At 65.7% G+C, this 21658-nt stretch carries 27 protein-coding genes; 18 read left to right on the forward strand and 9 right to left on the reverse strand.

Annotated elements, in window-relative coordinates:
- Positions 1 to 4: 4 nt before the first annotated feature.
- Positions 5 to 601: a CHAP domain-containing protein gene (locus CH296_RS20985; protein WP_094685681.1), complete on the reverse strand. Its 597-nt coding sequence runs from the start codon at positions 599 to 601 to the stop codon at positions 5 to 7.
- 47 nt (positions 602 to 648) lie between these two features.
- Between CH296_RS20985 and CH296_RS20990 the strand changes: the two genes are divergently transcribed.
- Positions 649 to 1425: an NAD-dependent deacylase gene (locus CH296_RS20990; RefSeq protein WP_082073681.1), complete on the forward strand. Its 777-nt coding sequence runs from the start codon at positions 649 to 651 to the stop codon at positions 1423 to 1425.
- Positions 1426 to 1582: 157 nt separating this feature from the next.
- Here CH296_RS20990 and CH296_RS20995 read toward each other — a convergent pair whose 3' ends face one another.
- Entirely contained in the window at positions 1583 to 1963 is a 381-nt protein-coding gene (locus CH296_RS20995) for a YafY family protein (protein ID WP_235387093.1), read from the reverse strand.
- Between the two features lie 62 nt (positions 1964 to 2025).
- Here CH296_RS20995 and CH296_RS21000 point away from each other — a divergent pair, with 62 nt between their 5' ends.
- From CH296_RS21000 to CH296_RS21010, 3 genes are all read left to right on the forward strand, one after another.
- Positions 2026 to 2415 carry a hypothetical protein gene (locus tag CH296_RS21000; RefSeq protein ID WP_032394357.1) on the forward strand — a complete coding sequence of 130 codons (390 nt, stop codon included), beginning with the start codon at positions 2026 to 2028 and terminating at the stop codon, positions 2413 to 2415.
- 67 nt (positions 2416 to 2482) lie between these two features.
- Positions 2483 to 4786 carry an accessory Sec system translocase SecA2 gene (gene secA2, locus CH296_RS21005; RefSeq protein ID WP_094685682.1) on the forward strand — a complete coding sequence of 768 codons (2304 nt, stop codon included), beginning with the start codon at positions 2483 to 2485 and terminating at the stop codon, positions 4784 to 4786.
- Positions 4779 to 5186, forward strand: a complete 408-nt coding sequence (locus CH296_RS21010; protein ID WP_052049321.1) for an META domain-containing protein — start codon at positions 4779 to 4781, stop codon at positions 5184 to 5186. Before secA2 ends, CH296_RS21010 begins: the two co-directional genes overlap by 8 nt.
- Before the next feature lie 4 nt (positions 5187 to 5190).
- On the opposite strand, the gene CH296_RS21015 is transcribed toward CH296_RS21010, so the two are convergent.
- A complete protein-coding gene (locus CH296_RS21015; protein ID WP_032394355.1) occupies positions 5191 to 5778 on the reverse strand; it encodes a TetR/AcrR family transcriptional regulator C-terminal domain-containing protein in 588 nt (195 codons plus the stop codon).
- 125 nt (positions 5779 to 5903) lie between these two features.
- On the opposite strand from CH296_RS21015, the gene bioB reads away from it, so the two are divergent.
- Genes bioB through CH296_RS21030 form a run of 3 tightly spaced genes read left to right on the forward strand, consistent with a single transcriptional unit; the run spans position 5904 to position 7740 of the window.
- Complete coding sequence (gene bioB, locus CH296_RS21020) at positions 5904 to 6896, forward strand: biotin synthase BioB (protein WP_045194949.1); 993 nt, start codon at positions 5904 to 5906, stop codon at positions 6894 to 6896.
- Between the two features lie 22 nt (positions 6897 to 6918).
- Positions 6919 to 7143 carry a hypothetical protein gene (locus CH296_RS21025; protein ID WP_094685683.1) on the forward strand — a complete coding sequence of 75 codons (225 nt, stop codon included), beginning with the start codon at positions 6919 to 6921 and terminating at the stop codon, positions 7141 to 7143.
- A gap of 6 nt (positions 7144 to 7149) precedes the next feature.
- A complete protein-coding gene (locus CH296_RS21030; RefSeq protein WP_094685722.1) occupies positions 7150 to 7740 on the forward strand; it encodes a DUF2567 domain-containing protein in 591 nt (196 codons plus the stop codon).
- Positions 7741 to 7750: 10 nt separating this feature from the next.
- Here CH296_RS21030 and CH296_RS21035 read toward each other — a convergent pair whose 3' ends face one another.
- Positions 7751 to 8449 carry an NUDIX domain-containing protein gene (locus CH296_RS21035; RefSeq protein WP_032394685.1) on the reverse strand — a complete coding sequence of 233 codons (699 nt, stop codon included), beginning with the start codon at positions 8447 to 8449 and terminating at the stop codon, positions 7751 to 7753.
- Between the two features lie 79 nt (positions 8450 to 8528).
- On the opposite strand from CH296_RS21035, the gene nadA reads away from it, so the two are divergent.
- The 5 genes from nadA (at position 8529) to CH296_RS21060 (ending at position 12685) form a co-directional block, all read left to right on the forward strand.
- Complete coding sequence (gene nadA, locus CH296_RS21040) at positions 8529 to 9587, forward strand: quinolinate synthase NadA (protein WP_045194953.1); 1059 nt, start codon at positions 8529 to 8531, stop codon at positions 9585 to 9587.
- Positions 9584 to 11152, forward strand: coding sequence for an L-aspartate oxidase (locus tag CH296_RS21045; RefSeq protein ID WP_094685684.1), 1569 nt, complete (start codon positions 9584 to 9586; stop codon positions 11150 to 11152). The genes nadA and CH296_RS21045 overlap by 4 nt, the downstream gene beginning before the upstream one ends.
- A gap of 1 nt (position 11153) precedes the next feature.
- Positions 11154 to 12029, forward strand: coding sequence for a carboxylating nicotinate-nucleotide diphosphorylase (nadC, locus tag CH296_RS21050; protein WP_094685685.1), 876 nt, complete (start codon positions 11154 to 11156; stop codon positions 12027 to 12029).
- A gap of 33 nt (positions 12030 to 12062) precedes the next feature.
- The gene (locus tag CH296_RS21055) at positions 12063 to 12437 is read left to right on the forward strand and encodes an RNA-binding S4 domain-containing protein (RefSeq protein WP_094685686.1); all 375 of its coding nucleotides are present in this window, start codon (positions 12063 to 12065) and stop codon (positions 12435 to 12437) included.
- 65 nt (positions 12438 to 12502) lie between these two features.
- Positions 12503 to 12685, forward strand: coding sequence for a hypothetical protein (locus tag CH296_RS21060; RefSeq protein ID WP_094685687.1), 183 nt, complete (start codon positions 12503 to 12505; stop codon positions 12683 to 12685).
- A 49-nt stretch (positions 12686 to 12734) separates the two neighbouring features.
- Here the strand turns inward: CH296_RS21060 and CH296_RS21065 are convergent, their stop codons facing one another.
- Positions 12735 to 14645: an HNH endonuclease signature motif containing protein gene (locus CH296_RS21065; RefSeq protein ID WP_094685688.1), complete on the reverse strand. Its 1911-nt coding sequence runs from the start codon at positions 14643 to 14645 to the stop codon at positions 12735 to 12737.
- Positions 14646 to 14724: 79 nt separating this feature from the next.
- Positions 14725 to 15708 carry a LysR family transcriptional regulator gene (locus CH296_RS21070; protein WP_094647751.1) on the reverse strand — a complete coding sequence of 328 codons (984 nt, stop codon included), beginning with the start codon at positions 15706 to 15708 and terminating at the stop codon, positions 14725 to 14727.
- Positions 15709 to 15786: 78 nt separating this feature from the next.
- On the opposite strand from CH296_RS21070, the gene CH296_RS21075 reads away from it, so the two are divergent.
- Positions 15787 to 16203 carry a DUF5997 family protein gene (locus tag CH296_RS21075; RefSeq protein WP_032394347.1) on the forward strand — a complete coding sequence of 139 codons (417 nt, stop codon included), beginning with the start codon at positions 15787 to 15789 and terminating at the stop codon, positions 16201 to 16203.
- Here the strand turns inward: CH296_RS21075 and CH296_RS21080 are convergent.
- The 3 genes from CH296_RS21080 to rhtB are packed head-to-tail and all read right to left on the reverse strand — an operon-like array spanning position 16200 to position 17364.
- Positions 16200 to 16583 carry a YchJ family protein gene (locus CH296_RS21080; RefSeq protein ID WP_094629243.1) on the reverse strand — a complete coding sequence of 128 codons (384 nt, stop codon included), beginning with the start codon at positions 16581 to 16583 and terminating at the stop codon, positions 16200 to 16202. The two genes, CH296_RS21075 and CH296_RS21080, sit on opposite strands and share 4 nt — an antisense overlap.
- Complete coding sequence (locus CH296_RS29050) at positions 16580 to 16726, reverse strand: hypothetical protein (protein WP_155290785.1); 147 nt, start codon at positions 16724 to 16726, stop codon at positions 16580 to 16582. Before CH296_RS29050 ends, CH296_RS21080 begins: the two co-directional genes overlap by 4 nt.
- 11 nt (positions 16727 to 16737) lie before the next feature.
- Positions 16738 to 17364, reverse strand: coding sequence for a homoserine/homoserine lactone efflux protein (rhtB, locus tag CH296_RS21085; RefSeq protein WP_032394345.1), 627 nt, complete (start codon positions 17362 to 17364; stop codon positions 16738 to 16740).
- A gap of 81 nt (positions 17365 to 17445) precedes the next feature.
- On the opposite strand from rhtB, the gene CH296_RS21090 reads away from it, so the two are divergent.
- The 5 genes from CH296_RS21090 to hisB all read left to right on the forward strand — a co-directional run bounded on the left by CH296_RS21090 (position 17446) and on the right by hisB (position 21642).
- Positions 17446 to 17913 carry an SRPBCC family protein gene (locus tag CH296_RS21090; RefSeq protein WP_032394344.1) on the forward strand — a complete coding sequence of 156 codons (468 nt, stop codon included), beginning with the start codon at positions 17446 to 17448 and terminating at the stop codon, positions 17911 to 17913.
- Positions 17914 to 17934: 21 nt separating this feature from the next.
- Complete coding sequence (locus tag CH296_RS21095; protein WP_094685689.1) at positions 17935 to 18453, forward strand: DinB family protein; 519 nt, start codon at positions 17935 to 17937, stop codon at positions 18451 to 18453.
- An 89-nt stretch (positions 18454 to 18542) separates the two neighbouring features.
- Positions 18543 to 19895: a histidinol dehydrogenase gene (gene hisD / locus CH296_RS21100; protein ID WP_094685690.1), complete on the forward strand. Its 1353-nt coding sequence runs from the start codon at positions 18543 to 18545 to the stop codon at positions 19893 to 19895.
- Complete coding sequence (locus CH296_RS21105; protein WP_094685691.1) at positions 19892 to 21022, forward strand: histidinol-phosphate transaminase; 1131 nt, start codon at positions 19892 to 19894, stop codon at positions 21020 to 21022. The genes hisD and CH296_RS21105 overlap by 4 nt, the downstream gene beginning before the upstream one ends.
- Positions 21019 to 21642 carry an imidazoleglycerol-phosphate dehydratase HisB gene (hisB, locus tag CH296_RS21110; RefSeq protein ID WP_032394340.1) on the forward strand — a complete coding sequence of 208 codons (624 nt, stop codon included), beginning with the start codon at positions 21019 to 21021 and terminating at the stop codon, positions 21640 to 21642. The genes CH296_RS21105 and hisB overlap by 4 nt, the downstream gene beginning before the upstream one ends.
- The last annotated feature ends 16 nt before the right edge of the window (positions 21643 to 21658 follow it).

The following is a 21658-nucleotide window of genomic DNA, read 5'->3' on the forward strand; positions in this document are numbered from 1 at the left end:
ACCGTCAGCTCTGCAGCCGGCCGAATCCGACGACCCCGGAATCGGATGCGTAGTTCAGTGTGTGCACCCTGATCTTGCCGGCTTCGTTGCCTCCGACGGTGATGGCCTCGCCGCCCCCGACCGCAACGATCACGTTGGTGTGCTGGCCGGCCCAGCTGGCGTTGTCGTAGAGCACCACATCGCCCACCGATGGCGTGTAGTCGCCCACGGCCTCGAATCGGCCCTGCTCCTGGTAAAACTCCTGCAGGGTGTAGACGCCGGGTATGCGCCACGAACCCGAATGAGGATTCGACAGCGGCAGTCCCGCCTCCTTCATGATCCAACTGACGAAATCGGCGCACCACGCTTCGTCGATGCCTTCGGCGTAGAACGTTCCCGGCCGCTGCAGCTCGTGCTCGGTGCGCAGGAGTTCGACCACCCGGGCCTGATCGGTGGTCAACTCGCCGGCATTCACCTCAGGGAATGCTTCGGTGTCCCATGGGAGGTACCGGCTCGGTGCCAGCCACAGAACACCGACCACCGCGACCACGACGACAGCCGTGCAGGCTGCCACCCACAGCGGCCACCGTCGTCGGGTCCGCGCGGTGGCGTCGATGCTCATGCGACCACGGTAGCGCGAGGTGGCACACCGCTCGGCACAATGACTGTGTGACCACTTCCGAGAATTCGTCGCCCGTTTCCGTTCCTGAGCCCGTCGTGGACGCCGCGAGAGGCGCATCGCGGATCACCGTGCTCACCGGTGCAGGCATGTCGGCCGAATCGGGGATCGCAACATTTCGGGACGCCCAGAGCGGGTTGTGGAAGGACTTCGATCCCAAGGACCTCGCCAGCCCCGAGGGGTGGTCGGCCGACAGTGATCTGGTGTGGGGCTGGTATCGGTGGCGGGCCGAATTGGTCCGACGCTCCGAGCCCAACGCCGGACACGTGGCACTCGCGCAATGGCAGCAGCGGGCGCACGTCGACATCGCCACTCAGAATGTCGACGACCTGCACGAGAGGGCGGGGGCCACGGTTCTCTCGCACGTGCACGGGTCACTGTTCGAGCCGTACTGCAGCGATTGTGGAACGCGGGCGCAGTTCGACGATGCCGCGGACGCACCTGCCGAGGCGGACCAGCGGGTTCCGCCGCCGGAGTGCCCGCTGTGCGGTGGGCTGATCAGGCCGGGTGCGGTGTGGTTCGGCGAATCGCTTCCCGAGGCCGCATGGGAGGCGGCCGAGGAGGCCGTCCGACATGCCGACCTGGTTCTCGTGGTCGGCACGTCCGGAGTTGTGTACCCGTTCGCCGGGCTGCCTGCGATCGCCCGCAGCGCCGGAGCGACGGTGGTGGAGATCAACCCGGTCGAGACCGAGGTCTCGGACATGGCCGATCACCGGTGGCGCACCACGGCTGCGACGGGGCTGCCTGCGTTGGTCGAGCAGTTGTGAAACGGGGGCCTCGCGCCTCCAAGAGCCAGGAACAGTGACAGCTCACCGAACTGCGCAGCGAATCGCCTGTGTCGGGCCGTCTCGATCGTCGGAAATCGCCACAACTGCCGATTGCAACATCCAACGATTGCAGCTCGACGACTACGGCAACCCCGGGTCAGTCGGTGGTCAATGCCTCGACCAGAGCGCTCATTGCCGATGCTGCACTGTCGGTTTCGCTGGGTCCCAGGGCGGCGAGGCTGGCGATGAGTGCTGCTATCTCGGGGGCGGTCAACCGCACCGGCCGGGGCGCGGCGACGCTTGCCAGTCGAGATCCGCCGTGCACACCCGGTACCGCATCGATGGGAACCCCGGACTCACGCAACCGGGCAAGGTCGCGTTCGACGGTGCGCACGGAAACCCCGAGCCGTTGCGCGAGTTCGGGTGAGGTCAACGGCGCAGCCGCCGACCCCAGCCATTCCACGATCCGCTGCTGACGCGCGACGCGGCGCAAGGTGAGTGCGCTGTCGAGCGATCGGGGCGCGTTGTCCTTCGGCACCGTCCGAATTCTTCCCGATTCCCGACACCGCCCTGACGGGATTGGGTCCTACCGTTGTCGATATGACACCTGACACCGAATCGATCGACAGCTTCTTCGCCCGCTACACGGGGTACTTGACCTCGGGCGATCTCGACGGTCTGGCGAATATCTACAACTATCCGGCTCTGGCCGTCACGGCGCGGGGTTGTGCGGCGATCGCCGAGCCGCAGCAGACCCGAGAGTTCTTTCGGCAGGGGCAGACCTACTATCGGTCGCGCGGAATACAGGGGGTGCGGGCGCGCGACATCGTCACCGAGGCGCAGGTGCCGGGTATCTGGGTTGGGCACCTTCTGCTGGAGAACCTCGACTCCGACGGTTCGCCGGTGGGAACCGAGCGCAACGCCTATCAGGTGGTGACGCTGGACGACGGCACGCGTCGGATTGCGGTGACGACCCCGCTCGATGCCTAGAGCTGGGCGGAGCCGCACTCGGTACTGTGGGTGGGAACGGTTCTTCTTTCTCAGGTAGGGATAACAGATGGCTTTGGGCTCCGACCGATTCTGGCGCGTACTCGGCCGCTCGGCGCAGAAGGCGCAGAGCACCTCGCGTCGACGCGTCGACCGGGCTCAGGAGCATGCGGAATGGGCTGCTGCCCTGAGCGCGAGCGAGTTGGCGACCGAGGCGACCGCGCTGCGGGTCGTCAATGCCGACCGTCTCGATGTCCCTCGGTACCTGGCGTTGACGCGCGAGGCGAGCGAGCGTGCCCTGAAGCTCCGGCCCTTCGACGTTCAGTTGCACGGTGCCGTGCGATTGCTCGCCGGTGACGTGGTGGAGATGGCAACCGGCGAGGGCAAGACGTTGGCCGGTGCCATCGCTGCCGTCGGATACGTGCTGTCCGGGCGTTCGGTGCACGTCATCTCGGTCAACGACTTTCTCGCGCAACGTGATGCGCAATGGATGCAGCCACTGTTCGAGTCCCTCGGTATCACCGTCGGTTCCATCGGCGAGTCGTCGACCGCATCCGAGCGGCGCGCCGCCTATGCCTGCGACATCACCTATGCCTCGGTCAACGAGATCGGGTTCGACGTTCTGCGTGATCATCTGGTGAACGACCGAAACGATCTGGTGGCACCCGTGCCGGACGTCGCCCTGATCGACGAGGCCGATTCCGTACTGGTCGACGAGGCGCTCGTTCCGCTGGTGTTGGCCGGTTCGGTCTCCGGCGACGTCTCGACCTCGACGGTCATGGATGCAGTCCGATTGCTGGACAAGGGAGTTCATTTCGACACCGATGCCGAAGGACGCAACGTGTTCCTCACCGACGAGGGCGCACTGCGGATGGAGAAGGAGCTGGGCGGTATCGACCTGTACTCCGAACATCATGTCGGGACGACATTGGTGGCGGTCAACGTGGCACTGCACGCCCAGGTGCTGGTCCAGCGCGACGTCGACTACATCGTCCGTGACGGACGGGTGCAGTTGATCAACGCCTCGCGTGGCCGGGTGGCCGAACTGCAGCGATGGCCGGACGGATTGCAGGCTGCGGTCGAGATCAAGGAGGGGCTCGCTCCCACCGAGACCGGTGAAATTCTCGATACCATCACCGTGCAGGCGTTGATCAATCGATACGCGACGGTGTGCGGTATGACCGGTACCGCCATGGCGGCGGGGGAGCAGCTTCGCACGTTCTACGGCCTCGGAGTCTCGATCATCGAGCCCAACGTTCCCACGGTTCGCGTCGACGAAGACGACCGCGTATACGACACGATCGAGCACAAGAACGCTGCAATTGCGCTGCAGGTGAAGCAGATCCACGAGACCGGTCAGCCGATCCTCATCGGCACCCACGACGTCGCAGAGTCCGAGGCGCTGGCCTCGACGCTCACCGGGTCGGGCGTGGAGGTGGTGGTGCTCAATGCCAAGAACGACGCCGAGGAGGCGGCGGTCATCGCTGCGGCGGGCGTACACGGCGCGGTGACGGTCTCGACGCAGATCGCCGGACGTGGAACCGACATCAAGCTCGGTGGTCCCGACGGCACCGACCGCGAACGGATTGCCGAGCTCGGCGGACTGTTCGTTCTCGGCACCGGTCGCCACACCACCGAGCGACTCGACAATCAGCTCCGAGGACGTGCAGGTAGGCAGGGAGACCCCGGCCGGTCGCTGTTCTTCGGCAGTTGGGAGGACGACGTCGTCAAGAATAACATCGGCGACAAGGATGCCCCGAAAGGCATCGACGAGAGCGGCCTCTTCACCTCGGCTGCTGCGGCCGACCGTGTCGATCATGCGCAACGCATCGCCGAGGGCCAGATGCTCGAAATACATTCGCGCACGTGGCGTTACAACCAGCTGACGGCTCAGCACCGTGAGATCCTCGATCGCCGCCGGGCCACGTTGCTCGACTCCGACGAGGCACTGACGCTGCTCGAGCAGCACGCACCGGCGCGCTCGAAGGAGTTGCGCGAGACCGTGTCCGAGGAGACTCTGATCGAGGTCGCCCGCCAGATCGTCCTGTACCACCTCGATCGGTCGTGGTCGGACTACCTCGCGCACCTCGCCGACGTACGGGAGAGCATCCACCTGCGCGCACTGGGGCGGGAGAACCCGCTGGACGAGTATCACCGGATCGCTGTCGAGGCGTTCAAGACGGTGTCCTCCAAGGCGATGGATCTCTCGCACGCGACGTTCGAGTCGGCCGAGATCACCTCGGAGGGAATCGATCTGGACGAAGCCGGCTTGCGTCGACCGACGTCGACCTGGACGTACATGGTGCACGACAACCCGTTCGCGTCCCGCGGAAATGCCGGTGCGGCCGGTCTGGGGCCGATTTTCGGTGGCTGACGCGCGGCGCGCGTTGCTCGCTCTCGCGTTCGGCGCGAGCGTGGTGGCTTCTGGGTGTGCCGACTCGTACGGCGAATTCCCGGCGGGCAAGACGTACTCGTCGGTCGATGCACCCGACTCCTACACGCCGGTCGCCGGAACGACGGTCAGGCTCGAATTCGTCGACGACCGGATCTCGGCCGAGGCGGGGTGCAACAGGTTGTTCGGCACCGTGGACACCTCGCAGGGCAGAATCACCATCGACTCTCTCGGGTCGACGCGCGTGGCCTGCCCGGAGGCGATCATGGAGCAGGACCGGTGGCTGTCGGCGTTCCTGACCTCCTCGCCACGGTGGTCGCGGGACGGCGGAACCATGACCCTGGACAACGGGAACGAGCGGATCGTCTTCGCCGAATTCTGATCGATCAGCGGCGGATGCGGTTCACCGCGGTGTGGCGTACCCCGTCGAGAAAGAGTTTCAGTCCGAAATCGAATCTGCTCGTCGGATCTGGACTCTCGAAAAGCGGCGACGCGTCGGGCGTGAGGGCTCCGGCGGAATCCATCTGAAGCCGCGCTTGCTCGTCCACGGTCTGACCGAGGATGTAGTACAGCAATGTGTCGGCGGTGAGTTCCGCGTCGCGTCGCGGCAGTCCTGCTCGAATGCACACGGCGGCAATGCGTTCGCGAATGTGGTTGGTGGTCAGCCTCGACGCGTAGGTCGCGGCCACCAATTCGGCACCGTCGCGTCGGGAGAGAAGCGCGTCGCGCAGTCGGTGCGCGATCTGAGCGATCTGTGCGTCCCACGAATCCTCGGTGGACGGTGCATCGGCACCCGAGAGTATGTGGTCGGCGATGGCACCGAGCAGCGTCTGTTTGTTGGGGAAGTGCCAGTACAGCGCGCCCGGCTGGACGTGCAGTGACGTCGCCAGACGGCGCATCGTCAGGTCTGCCAGGCCGTACTCGTCGAGAATGGCGATCGCGCCGTCCAGGACGTCCTGCCTGTTCAGTTGCACGTACTTCCCCCTGTCGTTCGACGCCGCGTCGCTTTGACAGTAGCCGAGCGCGGTGCCTAACGTGAACGCCGTTCAACTTGAACGGTGTTCAATTTCGATGCCGTTCGACGACGAGGGGACCCGGAATGGACATTTTGCGCACGGCGCGTACACAGGTGCTCGGCGACGGCATCGCGCTCGATCGATCTCAGGTTCTCGAGGTTCTCGAGCTCGGTGACGACCGTCTCGAGGAGACGATGCTGTTGGCCCACGAGGTGCGGATGAAGTGGTGCGGGCCCGAGGTCGAGGTGGAAGGAATCGTCAGCCTCAAGACCGGCGGGTGCCCCGAGGACTGTCACTTCTGTTCGCAGTCCGGGCTTTTCGCCTCCCCGGTCCGAGCTGCGTGGCTCGATATCCCCTCGCTGGTGGAAGCTGCGAAGCAGACCGCGAAGACCGGAGCGACGGAATTCTGCATCGTCGCCGCGGTGCGCGGACCGGACGATCGGTTGCTCGCGCAGGTCGCCGCGGGTATCGAGGCCATTCGGAACGAGGTCGAGATCGATATCGCCTGCTCGTTGGGCATGCTCGATCAGGATCAGGTCGATCGGCTCGCGGCAATGGGTGTGCATCGCTACAACCACAATCTCGAGACCTCTCGTTCGTACTTTCCGAACGTGGTGACCACCCATACCTGGGAGGAGCGGTGGAACACCCTGAAGATGGTGCGCGAGGCAGGCATGGAGGTGTGTTGCGGCGGAATTCTCGGCATGGGGGAGACGCTCGGGCAGCGGGCCGAGTTCGCAGCCGATCTCACCGCACTCGAACCCGACGAGGTGCCCTTGAACTTCCTCAACCCCCGGCCGGGAACCCCGTTCGGAGACCTCGACGTGCTGCCGGCATCGGATGCTCTGCGCGCTGTCGCTGCGTTTCGTCTCGCCCTGCCGCGCACGATTCTCAGGTTCGCCGGCGGCCGCGAGATCACTCTCGGTGATCTGGGTGCGAAGCAGGGAATTCTCGGCGGCATCAATGCGGTCATCGTCGGCAACTACCTGACGACGCTCGGTCGTCCGGCAGAGCAGGACCTCGACCTTCTCGGCGAGCTGCAGATGCCGATCAAAGCGCTCAACTCGACTATCTGATGGGCGTATTAGGGTGGGTCGAATGACGAGCGAGACCCACTACGACCCGTACACCGGCCGGCCTGTCGAATCCCGAGCCGAGATGGGCGCGGATTCGATGTCGGTCGCCGTCCGGCTCGGGCTGGAGCCGCCGCGGTTCTGCGCAGAATGCGGACGCCGCATGGTGGTCCAGATCGTCCCCGACGGGTGGACATCGCTGTGCTCGCGTCACGGTCTCGTCGACTCGGCCGCGACGGGTAGGCGCTAGGTGGTCATGTCGGACGTTCTCGAAGTCCCACCGCGGACCAGTACCGTTCGTGTGCTGTCGGTGGTTGTCGGAGTCTCGGTGGCAGTGTCGGCTCTGGGCGGGATGTTGTGGGGATTTCTGGCACCGGCGCAGCAGCTGCTCGTGGTGGCGCAGGACCGTGGGGCCGCACTGACCGGTGAGAGTCTGCACCGCTTCGACGGCCTCGCGCTCTTCTCCTTCGTGTCCTTGGCCCTGGGTCTCGTCATCCCGATCGGGTGGTGGCTGTGGAAGTCGGAGCGAGGTCCGCGGCTGTTCGGTGCGATCTTCGTCGGCGCTCTCGCAGGTTCGGTCGCTGCTCTCCTGGTGGGCAACGGGATTGCTGCTCTTCGGTTTCCGAAGGCCGCCGACCCTGCAGTCGGGTCGATCGTCACTGTTGCGCCGAGCGTCGACACTCCGCTGGTGCTGATCGTTCAGGCGCTGATGGCATCGCTGGTGATCCTGCTGCTGGCGGCGATGAATCCCAACGACAATCTGCACTACACCGAACCCGAACCGGACGACCTCGATGTCGAGTTCTCCCCGCCGCCGCCGTCGTTCGACTCGAATCGGGTCGACTGACCGCAGCGGTTCACGTCTGCGGTGGGCGCAATGCGGCGAACTCGTCGGTGACTCGAATGCTGTTGTCGGCAAAGCGGAACAGTGCAGGCGGTCGTCCACCTGCCTTGCCCGACGGCGCGCGTCGTCCGGTGGGTTCGATGACACCACGCCTGCTCAGTACGCGCTGCAGATTGGTGGCGTCGACCTGATATCCGAGTGCGGCACCGTAGATCTCGCGCAGCGAGGAGATCGCGAAATCGACCGGCGCGAGTGCGAATCCGATGTTGGTGTACGAGAGTTTCGCGACCAGTCGATGTCTCGCGTGCGCGACGACGGTTCCGTGATCGAACGACATGTGGGGCAGTGCGGAAACCGGGTGCCATGCCGTGTCGGAGGGGAGTGTCGGCTCGGCCGAGATCGGCACCAGGCCCAGGAAGGTCGACGCGATCCGCCGATCTCCCGGCACACGTTCGGGTTCGCTGAAGACGGACAGTTGCTCGAGGTGTGCCACCGAGCGCACGTCGACCTTTTCCGCGAGCTGACGCCGAGCGGAGGTGGCGAGGTTCTCGTCGTCGCGCAGGGTGCCTCCGGGCAGCGACCAGGTCCCGGCCTCGGGATCGAGCGCGCGCTGCCACAGCAGTACCGCCAATTCCGGGGCATCGGGGTCGGAAAAGGTTCGAACTTGGAACACCGCAATGAGGACTTCGTGGACGGTGCTACGATGAATCATGTTTTCGATCATAGGTCGAAAACTCCCTCGGAGGAAATTCGGTCACCGACGACCGGATGATCGGTGAAGGAGAACCGTCATGACCAGCAGCGCTACCCGGGTGAACACCCTGGACTCGGCATTCGCCGGAGTTCGCGACATCGTCGACGGAGCCGGTGGCTACGGGGGAGTCGAGGCGACGCCGGAATGGGCCGCCGAGGTCCGACGGCTCGCCGATCTGCGTGGTGCGACGCTGCTCGCACACAACTACCAACTGCCTGCGATCCAGGATGTCGCCGATCATGTCGGTGACTCGCTCGCACTCTCGCGCATCGCCGCCGAGGTGTCCGAGGACACGATCGTGTTCTGCGGCGTCCACTTCATGGCCGAGACCGCGAAGATCCTGAGCCCCCAGAAGACGGTCCTCATCCCCGACCAGCGCGCCGGTTGCTCCCTCGCGGATTCCATCACCGCAGACCAACTCCGCGAATGGAAGGCGGATTTCCCGGAGGCCGTCGTCGTCTCGTACGTCAACACCACCGCCGAGATCAAAGCGCTGACCGACATCTGCTGCACCTCGTCGAACGCCGTCGAGGTGGTCGAGTCGATCGATCCGGGCCGCGACATCCTGTTCCTGCCCGATCAGTTCCTCGGCGCGCACGTCAAGCGCGTCACCGGACGCGAGAACCTGCACATCTGGGCCGGAGAATGCCACGTGCACGCCGGTATCAACGGCGACGAGTTGGCCGAGAAGTCTCGCACCCACCCGGACGCAGAACTGTACGTCCACCCCGAATGCGGCTGCGCCACTTCGGCTCTGTATCTCGCAGGCGAGGGATTCGTACCGGCGGACAAGGTGAAGATTCTCTCCACCGGCGGCATGCTCGACGCTGCGCGCACCACGGCGTCCAAGCAGGTTCTCGTCGCCACCGAGATCGGCATGTTGCATCAGTTGCGGATGGCTGCACCCGAGGTCGACTTCCTCGCTGTGAACGACCGCGCATCGTGCGGCTACATGAAGATGATCACCCCTGCGGCTCTGCTGCGCTGCCTGGTCGAAGGACGCGACGAGGTGCACGTCGACCTCGAGACCGCGCACATCGCGAGCAAGTCGGTGCAGCGGATGATCGAGATCGGCACCCCGGGCGGCGGCGAGTGAATCCATCGGTCGCGTGGGAAACCGCGGCCGATCTGCTCGTCGTCGGCGGTGGAATTGCCGGACTCACCGCGGCGCGCACCGCGACGGCCCGCGGCCTGCGGGTGGTGACCGTCAGCAAGGGGCAGTCCACCGACACCGCAACGCAGTACGCCCAGGGTGGAATTGCGGTCGTCGGTCCCGAGCTCGAGGACTCGATCGAATCGCATGTGGCCGACACCTGTGTTGCCGGTGCCGGTTTGTGCGACGAGGACGCGGTGCGCTCCATCGTGTCCGGCGGACGTGCGGCGATCACCTCGCTCGAGGCTGCGGGCGCGCAGTTCGACCTGGCGGCTGACGGCGAGGTGGCACGGACCCGCGAGGGTGGCCACAGCGTTCGTCGCATCGTTCACGCCGGGGGAGATGCGACCGGGGCTGAGGTGCAGCGCACGCTGGACGCGTCGGTGCCCACGGTGCAGTTCGACACGACCGCGCTGCGGGTGCTGACCACCGACGGAGAGGTTGTCGGTCTTCTCGTGCGTGGGCCTCGCGGCGTCGGCGTCGTTCATTGCCCGACGGTGCTGCTCGCCACCGGCGGACTGGGGCAGCTCTTCTCGTGCAGCACCAACCCGCCCGGCGCGACGGCCGACGGCATTGCACTCGCACTCGACGCCGGTGCGCGGATCGCGGATCTGGAGTTCGTGCAGTTCCATCCGACGGTTCTGTTCGCCGCCGGGTCGACGGGCCGCCGCCCGTTGATCAGCGAGGCAGTGCGAGGAGAGGGAGCCCGCTTGGTCGACGTCACCGGTCGTGCGTTCATGGCGGAGGTGCACCCGCTCGGTGACCTCGCGCCACGCGACGTGGTGTCCCGCGCCATCGCCGAATTGCTGCACGACAGCGGTGACGACCACGTACTGCTGGACGCCCGCACGGTCGAACGCGTCCACGAACGGTTCCCGACCGTGACCGCCTCGTGCCTGGAGGCCGGCTTCGATCCGGCGACGGACCTGATTCCGGTGGCACCGGCAGCGCACTATTCGTGCGGGGGCGTGGCGACGGATACGGCCGGACGTACCTCGGTTCCCGGCTTGCTGGCCGCGGGCGAAGTGGCGCGCACCGGCTTGCACGGTGCCAACAGGTTGGCGTCGAACAGTCTGCTCGAGGGTCTCGTCGTCGGTGAGCGTGCGGCCTATGTGGCTGCCGAACGGGTCGGCCGCACCGGCAGCATCTCGGATATCGCACTGCCCACCTACCGCCGTATCGACCGCGCGGTGCTGCAGCGCACCATGACCGCCGAGGTCGGCGTCGTACGGGATGCAACGGGTCTTGCTGCAGCGCAACGTGTTCTGGAGCACGGCGTGGTATCGGAACCGCCCGTGGATGCGCGGGCGGTCGAGGACGCAGCGTTGACCGCTGCGGCGGAGGTGATCGTGCTGACCGCGTCCGAGCGGCGCGAGAGCAGAGGGTGTCATACCCGACGCGATGCGCCGGAGACCGATCCGGCGCAGCGCCGCAGTCTGTTCGTCGAACGAGATCTCGATGGACGGTTGACGATAGTGAACGACGATGTGATGACGGGAGCACATTGACATGACCGATTCCCCGAACGAGGTGAACCCGGGCGTCGACCGAGACGAGGTTCTCGCACTGATCAGGACCGCCCTCGACGAGGACCTGCGGTACGGACCCGACATCACCACGCTGGCAACGGTTCCCGAGAACGCCGTCGCCACCGCGTCGGTGGTCTCGCGCCAATTAGGCACGGTGGCCGGAATCGATGTCGGCCTCCTGGTTCTCGACGAGGTGATCGGAAGCGGCGGATACTCCGTCGTGCATCGCATCGAGGACGGATCCGAGGTCGAACCGGGACAGGCCGTTCTGACGGTCGAAGCCCCGACTCGAGGTCTGCTCACTGCCGAACGCACGATGCTCAACATCGTCTGTCATCTTTCGGGAATCGCCACTGCGACGGCCGGCTGGGTCGCCGAGGTCGCCGACACCGAATGCAAGATCCGGGACAGCCGAAAGACGTTGCCGGGACTGCGTTCACTGCAGAAGTACGCCGTTCGCGCCGGCGGGGGCGTCAACCACCGGATGGGTCTGGGAGATGCCGCGCTCATCAAGGACAATCACGTGGCGGCAGCCGGTTCGGTCGTCGCTGCGTTGAACGCAGTGCGGGCCGCGGCTCCCGACATCGCATGCGAGGTCGAGGTAGACAGCCTGGAGCAACTCGACCAGGTACTGGCGGAGAACGTCGAACTGGTTCTGCTGGACAACTTTCCGCTCTGGCAGACACAGATGGCGGTGCAGCGCCGAGACACGTTCGCACCGCAGACGAAGCTGGAATCCTCAGGTGGCCTGACTGTCGACGTGGCACGGGACTACGCGCGTACGGGGGTCGACTTCCTTGCGGTTGGCGGTCTGACACACTCGGTTACTGTGCTCGACCTCGGCCTGGACATGTAGTCGAGCCACGCAATGTGAGGGATTCTTTCGAAGATGGAAGTTCAGAGCGTCCGCCTCGACAGTTGGATCTGGGCGGTTCGGTTGTTCAAGACGCGGTCTGCCGCGGCTGCTGCCTGCCGCGGCGGGCACGTCCGCGTCAACGGAACTCCCGCCAAACCCGGGCATCGCATCGGCCCGGACGACGAGATCAGACTGCGGGCCGACGGAGTCGAGAAGATCGTCGTCGTGTTGCGGGCCATCACCAAACGAGTAGGCGCAGCGGTCGTTCCCGAGTGCTTGATCGATCGCAGTCCGCCGCCGCCACCGAAAGAAGTTCTGGCCTCGGTACCGAGGCGTGATCGCGGGGCGGGCAGGCCCACCAAGCGCGACCGTCGTGAAATCGACCGACTGCGGGGCCTTGGCCTCTAGTTCGCCCGGCTCCTTTCAGTTACCTTCGGTAACGACACGTAGTTCGTACGCGCAAGGAGGTGGGCATGGACTCCGTCCTGTGGACTCCACGTTTCGCAGCAGTGTATTTCCTGGCAGCAGCGCTGCTGCTCGTTGTGTTTCTGGCCATCGACGCTTCCCTCACCATCGCAGCTCCACTGCTGGTGATACTGGTGGGGCTCGGAATCGCGGTTCTGATTCGCCATCGACAGCGTCATCCGGCCCGCTGATTCGCGCCGGTTCGACGGCAGGGCTGTGCCCTGACGGTGATATGGGTCGTCAGGCGGGTTGTCGTGGTTCTTCGTCGCCGGTGTCGTTGTGGTTGTGGTTGTGCTGGTCGGGTGGGTAGAGGACTTCTTCTGGGTGGTGGGCGTGGTTGACCAGCCCGCGGCGTTTTGGGTCCATTCCGGTGGGTGGGTGCCACAGGGTGCGGCCCGGGTAGCGATGTCGGGCTCCGGTTTTGGTGGTGGCCCACGTGCCGGGTCCGGTGCCGACGAGTGCGTGGTGCATGTCGCAGCCGAAGGTGAGGGAGTCGATGTCGGTGTAGCCGCCGGTGTTCCAGTCGGTGAGGTGGTGGGCTTGGCACCAGGTTGCGGGGCGGGTGCAGGAGGGGAAGCTGCAGCCTCGGTCTCGGGCGATGAGCACGATGCGTTGGTCGGCGGAGGCGATGCGTTTCGAGCGGCCGAGGTAGAGGGCTCGGCCGTGGTCGTCGAAGATGGTCAGGTAGTGGTGGGCGTGCGAGGCCATGCGGATCGCGTCGCGGATCGACACGCGTGATCCGGTGGCGGTCATGGCGTAGCCGCAGCCGGCTTCGAGGTCTTTGAGGGTCATGGTGACGATGGCGGTGACGGGTAGGCCGCGGTGGGTGCCGAGTGTCCCGGAGGCCAGGGTGTGCCGGAGCGCGAGTTTGAGGGCGTCGTGTTGGCGTTCGCGTTGGGTGCGGATATCCCGCGCGGCGGCAGCGTCGCGTGCTGCGGTGTCCGGTGCGTCGTCGGTGTCGGATCCGACGGCGTCGTCGGGATCGGTTGCGTCGTCCGGGTCGGTTGTGTCGCCGGGCTCAGCAGTGTCCTCTGGTTCGATGGTGCCGTCGGGCCTTGTGCCGCAACCACAGTCGAGGCCGTCACCGCACCGGCCGTCACCGTCGCAGGGATCGTCGCTGTCGAATGAACCGTCGTTCCACAGTCCCGCATCGCTCCATAGTCCCTGATCGCTCGTCGAACGGTCGTCCGGCTCCGGTAGCGGTGGCGGTGGGGTGTCGGTATCGCAGACGCCACTCGGTGTGGGCGAATCCGGTTCGGCTGCTGCAGGATCGGGACGCGCACCGTCGCTCGCAGCGGCAGGGCTCGTGCTGTCCTTGCCGCCGGTCTCGTCGTGGATGATCGATGTGGGGTCTGCGGGGTTGTTCACTCCGGGTTTCGCGGCTTTGGAGAACAAGGCTTCGAGGTAGGCCCGTAGCTCGGGGTCGACGCAGAATTTTCCTTCCGACATTCCGTCGGCACCTTGCTCGCCGAGGTAGAAGAACGCATCCCTGCGTTTCGGTGGTCTCGGTGGCTTCCCGTCCTCGTCCTCGTCCTCGTCGTGGTCGCCGTCGGGATTGAGGATCGAATCCAGGTGCGCCACCAACGGTGCGAAATCGTCGGGTCGCCTGGTCGAGGCGTAGCCCGCCAATTGCTCGTCGGCGAGCTCGCGCGTCTGCGGATCGACATCCCGGGGCAGATGGCGGAAGAACTCGCGGATCATCTGCACATGCTTGGCATCGAGTAACCCCGCCCGCAACGCTTCCGCGGTGTGCGGCAGCAACGGCGGCAGGACTTCACCGGAGAAGGCGGTGCGGTCACCCAACTCCGCAGCCAGACGGACCCGTGCTCCTGCTGCTCGTGGGGTGATCCGCAGCATCCACGCCACCGACGACGGCACCGATCCCGGATACACATCGAGGCCGTGCTGAGAGATCAGTTCGTTGAGCCAGGTGTACGAATACGCGGTCAGCGACCTGGTCGCTGTTTCCATCCGCTGAACCACTGCGCGCCGGTCCGCGTTCGTCCACGACACCGACGACTGTTCCGCTAATTCCGCGATCGCGGACTCGATCCGGTCGACCAGCGCCGACAGTTCGGGATCGGACACCTCGGGGGCGGGCGGCACCGTCTCGATGCCGTCCACCCCTGATCCGCCGTCCCCCGAAAGCATGCACAGAATCTATCGCGACCCACCGACACACTTTCGAACACACGTTCTCATGGATTCGGGGCGGAGCGAGATGCAGACGTCAGCGACGCTTCCCGCTGCGTCGGGCGTTCGTCTTCGTCTTGGCAACGGGGCGAGCGGGTTTGGAGGGTTGCGCTTTCTTCTTCTTGACCGGTGCCTCGTCCGACGGTCCGCGTGAACTGCGGGTCGAGCGGCCGCGGACGATACCGATGAATTCCTCGATGCGGTCGTCCTCGCGTTCGGCGACCCAGGCCAGTGCAATCTGTGACTGCTCGACATCGGTCACGGGGCGGTAGACGAGGTCCTTGCGGGCGTTGAATCGGGCGACCGAGTGCGGCACGATCGCCACCCCGAGCCCGGCGGCCACGTACTCGAACGTCTCGGCAACGGAATTCATCGGCGGCAGTTCCGGTCGACTCCCGGACACGAGTTCGGTTGCCACCGCTGCCCATTCGGGCACGGTCGCTGGTTCGGCGAGCAGATGCTCGTCGGCGAGATCGGTCGCGGTGACCGAATCGAATGCGGCGACCGCGTGGTCTTTCGGGACCACCACCACCTGCACTTCCTGGTACAGACCGATCGCGTTGAGCCCATCGCGATCGATCGGCGGACGAACGAAGCTCACATCGACCGTTCCGTCGCGCAGGGCCGACACCTGTGTCTGCGGCGTCGTCGCCACCACGGACAGCGTGACGTCGGGGAACCGATCCGCCCAGATGCGTGTCCACTTCGTCAGCGTCACGCCTTCGGCGTATCCGATGGTGAAGGTCGTCGGCTCTGCCGCAGCGACCTGCGCGAGTTCCGAGAGCCGATCGTCCTCGGCGATCTCCACCAGGGCTCGCTCGAGCAGATCGCGGCCTTCCGCGGTGAGCTCGGTGGGGGATGCCCCGGGCACGAACAGGTCGACGCCGAGCTGTTCCTCGAGTTCCACGATCGTCTTGCTCAAGCGGATCCGCGAAATTCCGAGCGACCGAGCAGCGCGCGCGAAATGCAGTTGCTGCGCCACCGCCGCGTACCAGCGCAGTGTCTGCACATCGATGTTCACGATGTCGAGCCTATGGGACGAGGAGGGCAGTGAGGGACGGTGGCGTCGAGAGCGCCGGCGGCCGGATAAGCTGGTCCGGTGAGCCCGGAGAACAAACAGCAGACCATGAAGCCATTGACCGCGGCGAACAAGCTCGGCATCTACCTTCCCGCAGCACCCGAAGAATTCCAGAACTCGATGATCAGCCGGTCCGACCTGGACGCACTGCGCAGCGATCCGCCGCAGTGGTTGACCGACCTGCAGACCAACGGACCCTTCCCCCGCGACGTCATCGCCAAGAAGCTCGGCGTGTCCATCGCGGGGCTGGCCCGCGGCGGTGTCACCGAAGCGCTGACCACCGAGGCAATCGACGAACTCGTCGCCAGCCCGCCCCAGTGGCTCGTTCGCGAGCGTCGCACCCAGATTCAGGTGCGCAAGGATGCCGAACGCATCAAGGAAAAGCAGGAAGCGCGTCGCACCTCGGGCAACCGACCGACCAAGCTGCGCAACCTCTAACGCGAGACGATCCCGTCGAGGTAGCGCCACCGGCCGTCGATGCGGGCGAAGCGGCTGACCTCACTCATCGAGCCCGCCCCGTCGGGATGCTTGTACCGAGCTCGGAACTCGACCGTTCCCGCGTCGTCGAACATGCCACCGGCGTCGGTTGCGAGAATGTCGAGTCGATACCACCGCTGGTCGGGGTCCAATTCCAGCTCGGCCGGTGCGGTGTCGGGATGCCACGACGCGCGGAGATAGGCCACATCGCCGACGGCGAACGCGGTGAATCGCGATCGCATCAGCTTCTCCGCCGTCGGCGCGCTCGCCTCCCCGCGCAGATACGGCTCGCAACAGGCATCGAACGTGTCACCACTCGAACACGGACACCGCCCGCTCACTCGTCGACAACTTCGACGGAATAGGTGCCCAGTTCGTGCTCGTCCCGTTTGCCGACGTCCTGAATCCAGGTGTTGGCCTCCAGAAGCGTGTCGAACAGTCCCAGTGGAATCGGATCGCCGCCGAGGGCATTCTTCATGATCACGCGATATTTCCTCACGGAGTCACCCGCCGGACGGTCGCCAGAAACGTTGCGGCGGCAAAGAACAGCCCGGCGAACGTGCGATTCATCGTCTTCTGTTGACGCTGGGATTTCATCAAGCGCAACACCCGCGACGCCAGCGAGGTGTACCCCGTCATCACGAGCATGTCGACCGCGACCATCGTGGCGGCGATCAGCAGGTACTGGACGACGAGAGGCCGTGTCGGATCGAGGAACTGGGGGAGCACCGCGACCATGAAGACGACGGCTTTCGGGTTGCTGGCGTTGACGAGGAAGCCTCGGGCGAGCATCGTCGTGCCACGGTCGGCTACTGCCGGGGCGTCGGCGACCTCGGTCGGGGCTGCCCGCCACTGTCGAACTCCGAGGTAGACCAGGTATGCGACGCCGAACCATTTGATGACGGAGAAGGCCAGCGTCGAGCTCGCCAGAACGGCTCCCAGTCCGACGGCGACGACGCCGATCTGAATCAGCAGACCGATCTGCAGCCCGAAGATGTTCCAGTATCCGCGGCGCAGGCCGTAGCGGAGCCCGGTGGACATCGACGCGATGGCACCGGCGCCGGGGGAGAGACTGATGACGATGCTCGCGCCGAGAAAGGCGAGCCACACTGACCAGGACATGGGTTCATTGAACTACGGCCGTCAACTCCGATTCGGCCCGGTAGGTGTGTCGAACCGGGCGCTGTGGGGTAGACCGCGGACATGGCAGACATCAGAACCATCGACACAGGCCCGCAGCACGTCACCCGTCAGACCGAGGTGCGGGCACCGGCGTCCGAACTGTTCGACATGGTGGCCGATCCGAAGCGGCACGGCGAGCTCGACGGATCCGGCACCGTCAAGGACACCGTGCGCGGTCCCGATCGACTCAGCACCGGTGCGAAATTCTCCGTCGGCATGAAGCAGTACGGCGTGCCCTACAAGATCACCAGCACCGTCACCGAGTTCGTCGACGCCGATCGGCACAAGGTCGTCGAGTGGCAGCATCCGATGGGGCACAGCTGGCGCTGGGAGTTCGAGGAGAAGCAGCCGGGCCTGACCACGGTCACCGAGAGCTTCAAGTACGGCACCGCCAAGGTCCCGAAAATGCTCGAGCTGTTCAAGATGCCGCAGAAGAACGCGCAGGGCATCACGAGCACGCTGCACAACCTCGCTGCTCGCTACGCCTGACCCGAATCTATTCTGACCGGCATGCCGATCGATCCCGATACCAAGAACTGGACCTGGGTACTCGAGCGAGCGTGCCCGGACTGCGGGTTCGACTCGAGCGCCGTCGTGTACGACGACATCCCGGACCTCATCCGCGCCGACGTCGAGCGTTGGGAGGCGGTGCTGCAGCGCAACGACGCAGCACTGCGCCCCGACGACTCGACGTGGTCCGCGCTCGAGTACGCCGCGCACGTACGTGACGCGCACCGCATCTTCCGCACCCGGCTGGCGTTGGTGTTGGCCGAAGACGATCCCGAGTTCGCCAACTGGGATCAGGACGCCACGGCGCTGGCCGAGAACTACAACGCCCAGGACCCAGCGAAGGTGGCATCCGAACTCGGTGACGCTGCGCGCGCCCTCGCGGACGATTTCGCTGCCGTTCCGCCGGAGAACCGGCAGCGGACCGGTCGACGAAGTGATGGATCGAACTTCTCGGTCGAGTCACTGGCCGCCTACTACACTCACGACCCCATCCATCATCTGTGGGACGTGCGGGGCTGAGCCGAATTCGGTGGAACTATCCTGGGTGTTCGAACCACACTGTTTCGACCGAACCCCGGCACCGAACCGACTTCACGAAGGGGCCCACTATGCCTGCCCGCATCGAGCTCGCCCGCGTCGATCTACGCGGACGAACTCCATCCACCGCCGAACTACGCGGCGCACTTCCCCGAGGCGGAGTGGATGTCGATTCGGTGCTGCATCAGGTTCGCCCTGTCGTCGACGCCGTCCGAGAACGCGGCACCGAGGCTGCGCTCGAGTTCAGTGAGAAGTTCGACGGCGTCCGGCCGGATCGCGTTCGCGTCCCGCAGGAAGAACTGGTCAAGGCCCTCGCAGAGCTCGACTCCGATGTTCGCGCGGCCCTCGAGGTCGCCATCGAACGGACCCGCCTGGTGCACTCGGATCAGCGCAGAACCGACCACACCACCCAGGTGGTACCCGGCGGCACCGTGACCGAACGCTGGATCCCCGTCGATCGCGTCGGCCTGTACGTGCCCGGCGGCAACGCTGTGTACCCGTCGTCGGTCGTGATGAACGTGGTGCCCGCGCAGATCGCCGGCGTCGGATCTCTGGTGGTGGCGTCGCCGCCGCAGAAGAACTTCGGCGGACTGCCGCACCCGACGATCTTGGCTGCGGCGCAGCTGCTCGGCGTCGACGAGGTCTGGGCGGTCGGCGGTGGCCAGGGTGTCGCGCTGCTCACCTACGGAGGCGTCGACACCGACGGCGGCGAGTTGGCACCGGTCGATCTGATCACCGGTCCGGGCAACATCTACGTCACGGCGGCCAAGCGGCTGTGTCGCTCGCTCATTGGAATCGACTCCGAGGCAGGACCGACCGAGATCGCGATTCTCGCCGACGCCACCGCGGACCCGATTCACGTGGCGGCGGACCTCATCAGCCAGGCCGAACACGACGTCATGGCGGCCAGTGTGTTGGTCACCGACAGTATCGAACTGGCCGATGCCGTGGACCAGGCCGTCAACGCACAGATGGCATCGACGCGGCATGCCGAGCGGGTGGCCACTGCGCTGAACGGCAGTCAGTCCGGCATCGTGCTGGTCGACGACGTCACTCAGGGATTGGCCGTGGTCAACGCCTACGCCGCCGAGCACCTCGAGATTCAGACGAAGGACGCGTCCGACGTCGCATCCCGGGTGCGCAGCGCCGGTGCCGTGTTCGTCGGAGCGTGGTCGCCGGTGAGCCTCGGTGACTACTGCGCCGGCTCCAACCACGTACTTCCGACGGCGGGATGCGCACGCCACTCGTCCGGCCTGAGTGTGCAGACGTTCCTGCGCGGCATCCATGTGGTGGACTACAGCGAAGCCGCGCTGAAAGACGTTGCGGCGCATGTCATTGCGCTGGCCAACGCGGAGGATCTCCCGGCTCACGGAGAAGCGGTGCGGCTGCGGTTCGAAGGGCTGCGTACCGGTGATCCATCATGACCGATGCCCTGGGACAAGCGGTCTCGCTGGACGACCTCCCGCTGCGTGAGGCACTGATCGGCAAAACGCCGTACGGTGCGCCGCAGCTCACCGTGCCGGTTCAGTTGAACACCAACGAAAATCCGCACCCGCCGACGCAAGCGTTGATCGACGATGTGGCGGACTCCGTTCGGCTCGCCGCCGGTCAGCTGCACCGCTATCCGGATCGCGATGCGGAGGAGTTGCGGGCCGACCTCGCTCGCTACCTCACCGAGCAGACCGGCTTCGCTGTCGACACCGCCAACGTGTGGGCGGCCAACGGCTCCAACGAAATTCTGCAGCAGTTGCTGCAGGCCTTCGGGGGACCGGATCGCACCGCGCTCGGCTTCGTGCCGTCCTACTCGATGCACCCGATCATCTCCTCCGGGACCCAGACCGAATGGATTCCGGCGAAGCGTCGGGCAGATTTCTCTCTCGATGTCGACTACGCAGTGCAGGCGATCGAAGAACGAAAGCCCGACGTCGTGTTCGTCACCAGCCCCAACAATCCGACGGGCCACAGCATCGACGAGGCGGATCTGCGCCGAATCCTCGACGCCGCACCGGGAATCGTGGTGGTCGACGAGGCCTATGCGGAATTCTCCTCTGCGCCCAGCGCGATCGGGTTGATCGAGAGCTACCCCGGCAAGATCGTGGTCAGCCGAACCATGAGCAAGGCGTTCGCGTTCGCCGGCGGTCGGCTGGGATATCTGGTGGCTGCCCCGGCCGTCGTCGACGCAATGCTGTTGGTGCGCTTGCCCTATCACCTCTCGGTCGTCACGCAGGCAGCTGCGCGGGCGGCGCTACGGCACGCCTCGGACACTCTCGGGAGCGTGGCCGAACTCTCCGCCGAACGAGATCGTGTGGCAGCGGCTCTCGGCCACCAGGGGTACGACGTGGTGCCGTCCGACGCCAACTTCCTGCTCTTCGGCCGGTTCTCCGATGCGGCCGCGACCTGGCAGCGGTACCTGGACGACGGCGTGCTCATCCGGGACGTCGGAATTCCCGGGTATCTTCGCGTCACCATCGGACTGGCGCACGAGAACGACCGATTCCTCACCGTCAGCGCAGCACTCGCATCGACCGAAACAGCAGAGGCACCGAAGTGACAACACCCGCTCCCCGCATCGCCAAGATCGAGCGCACCACCAAGGAATCCGACATCTCGGTCGAGCTGAACCTCGACGGGACCGGCATCGTCGACATCTCCACCGGCGTTCCGTTCTACGACCACATGCTCACCGCGCTCGGCACCCATGCTCGTTTCGACCTGACGGTGCGCGCGAAGGGCGACATCGAGATCGAGGCGCACCACACCGTCGAGGACACCGCGATCGTGCTCGGGCAAGCTCTCGGCCAGGCCCTCGGCGACAAGGCGGGCATCACTCGGTTCGGCGACTCGTTCATTCCGATGGACGAAACGCTCGTGCACGCGGCTGTCGATGTGTCCGGTCGTCCGTACTGCGTACACACCGGTGAGCCCGACTACATGGTGCACTCGGTGATCGGCGGCTACCCCGGTGTTCCGTACTCCACCGTGATCAACAAGCACGTGTTCGAGACGCTGGCCTCGAACGCTCGGATCGCACTGCACGTCCGGGTGATCTACGGCCGCGATCAGCACCACATCACCGAGGCCGAGTTCAAGGCCGTGGCTCGGGCATTGCGCCAGGCCACCGAGTACGACCCTCGCGTGACCGGTGTGCTGTCCACCAAGGGAAGTCTGTGACCGGTCGATCGGCGCT

The organism is Rhodococcus sp. 14-2496-1d, assembly GCF_002259365.1.
GTDB lineage: Bacteria > Actinomycetota > Actinomycetes > Mycobacteriales > Mycobacteriaceae > Rhodococcoides.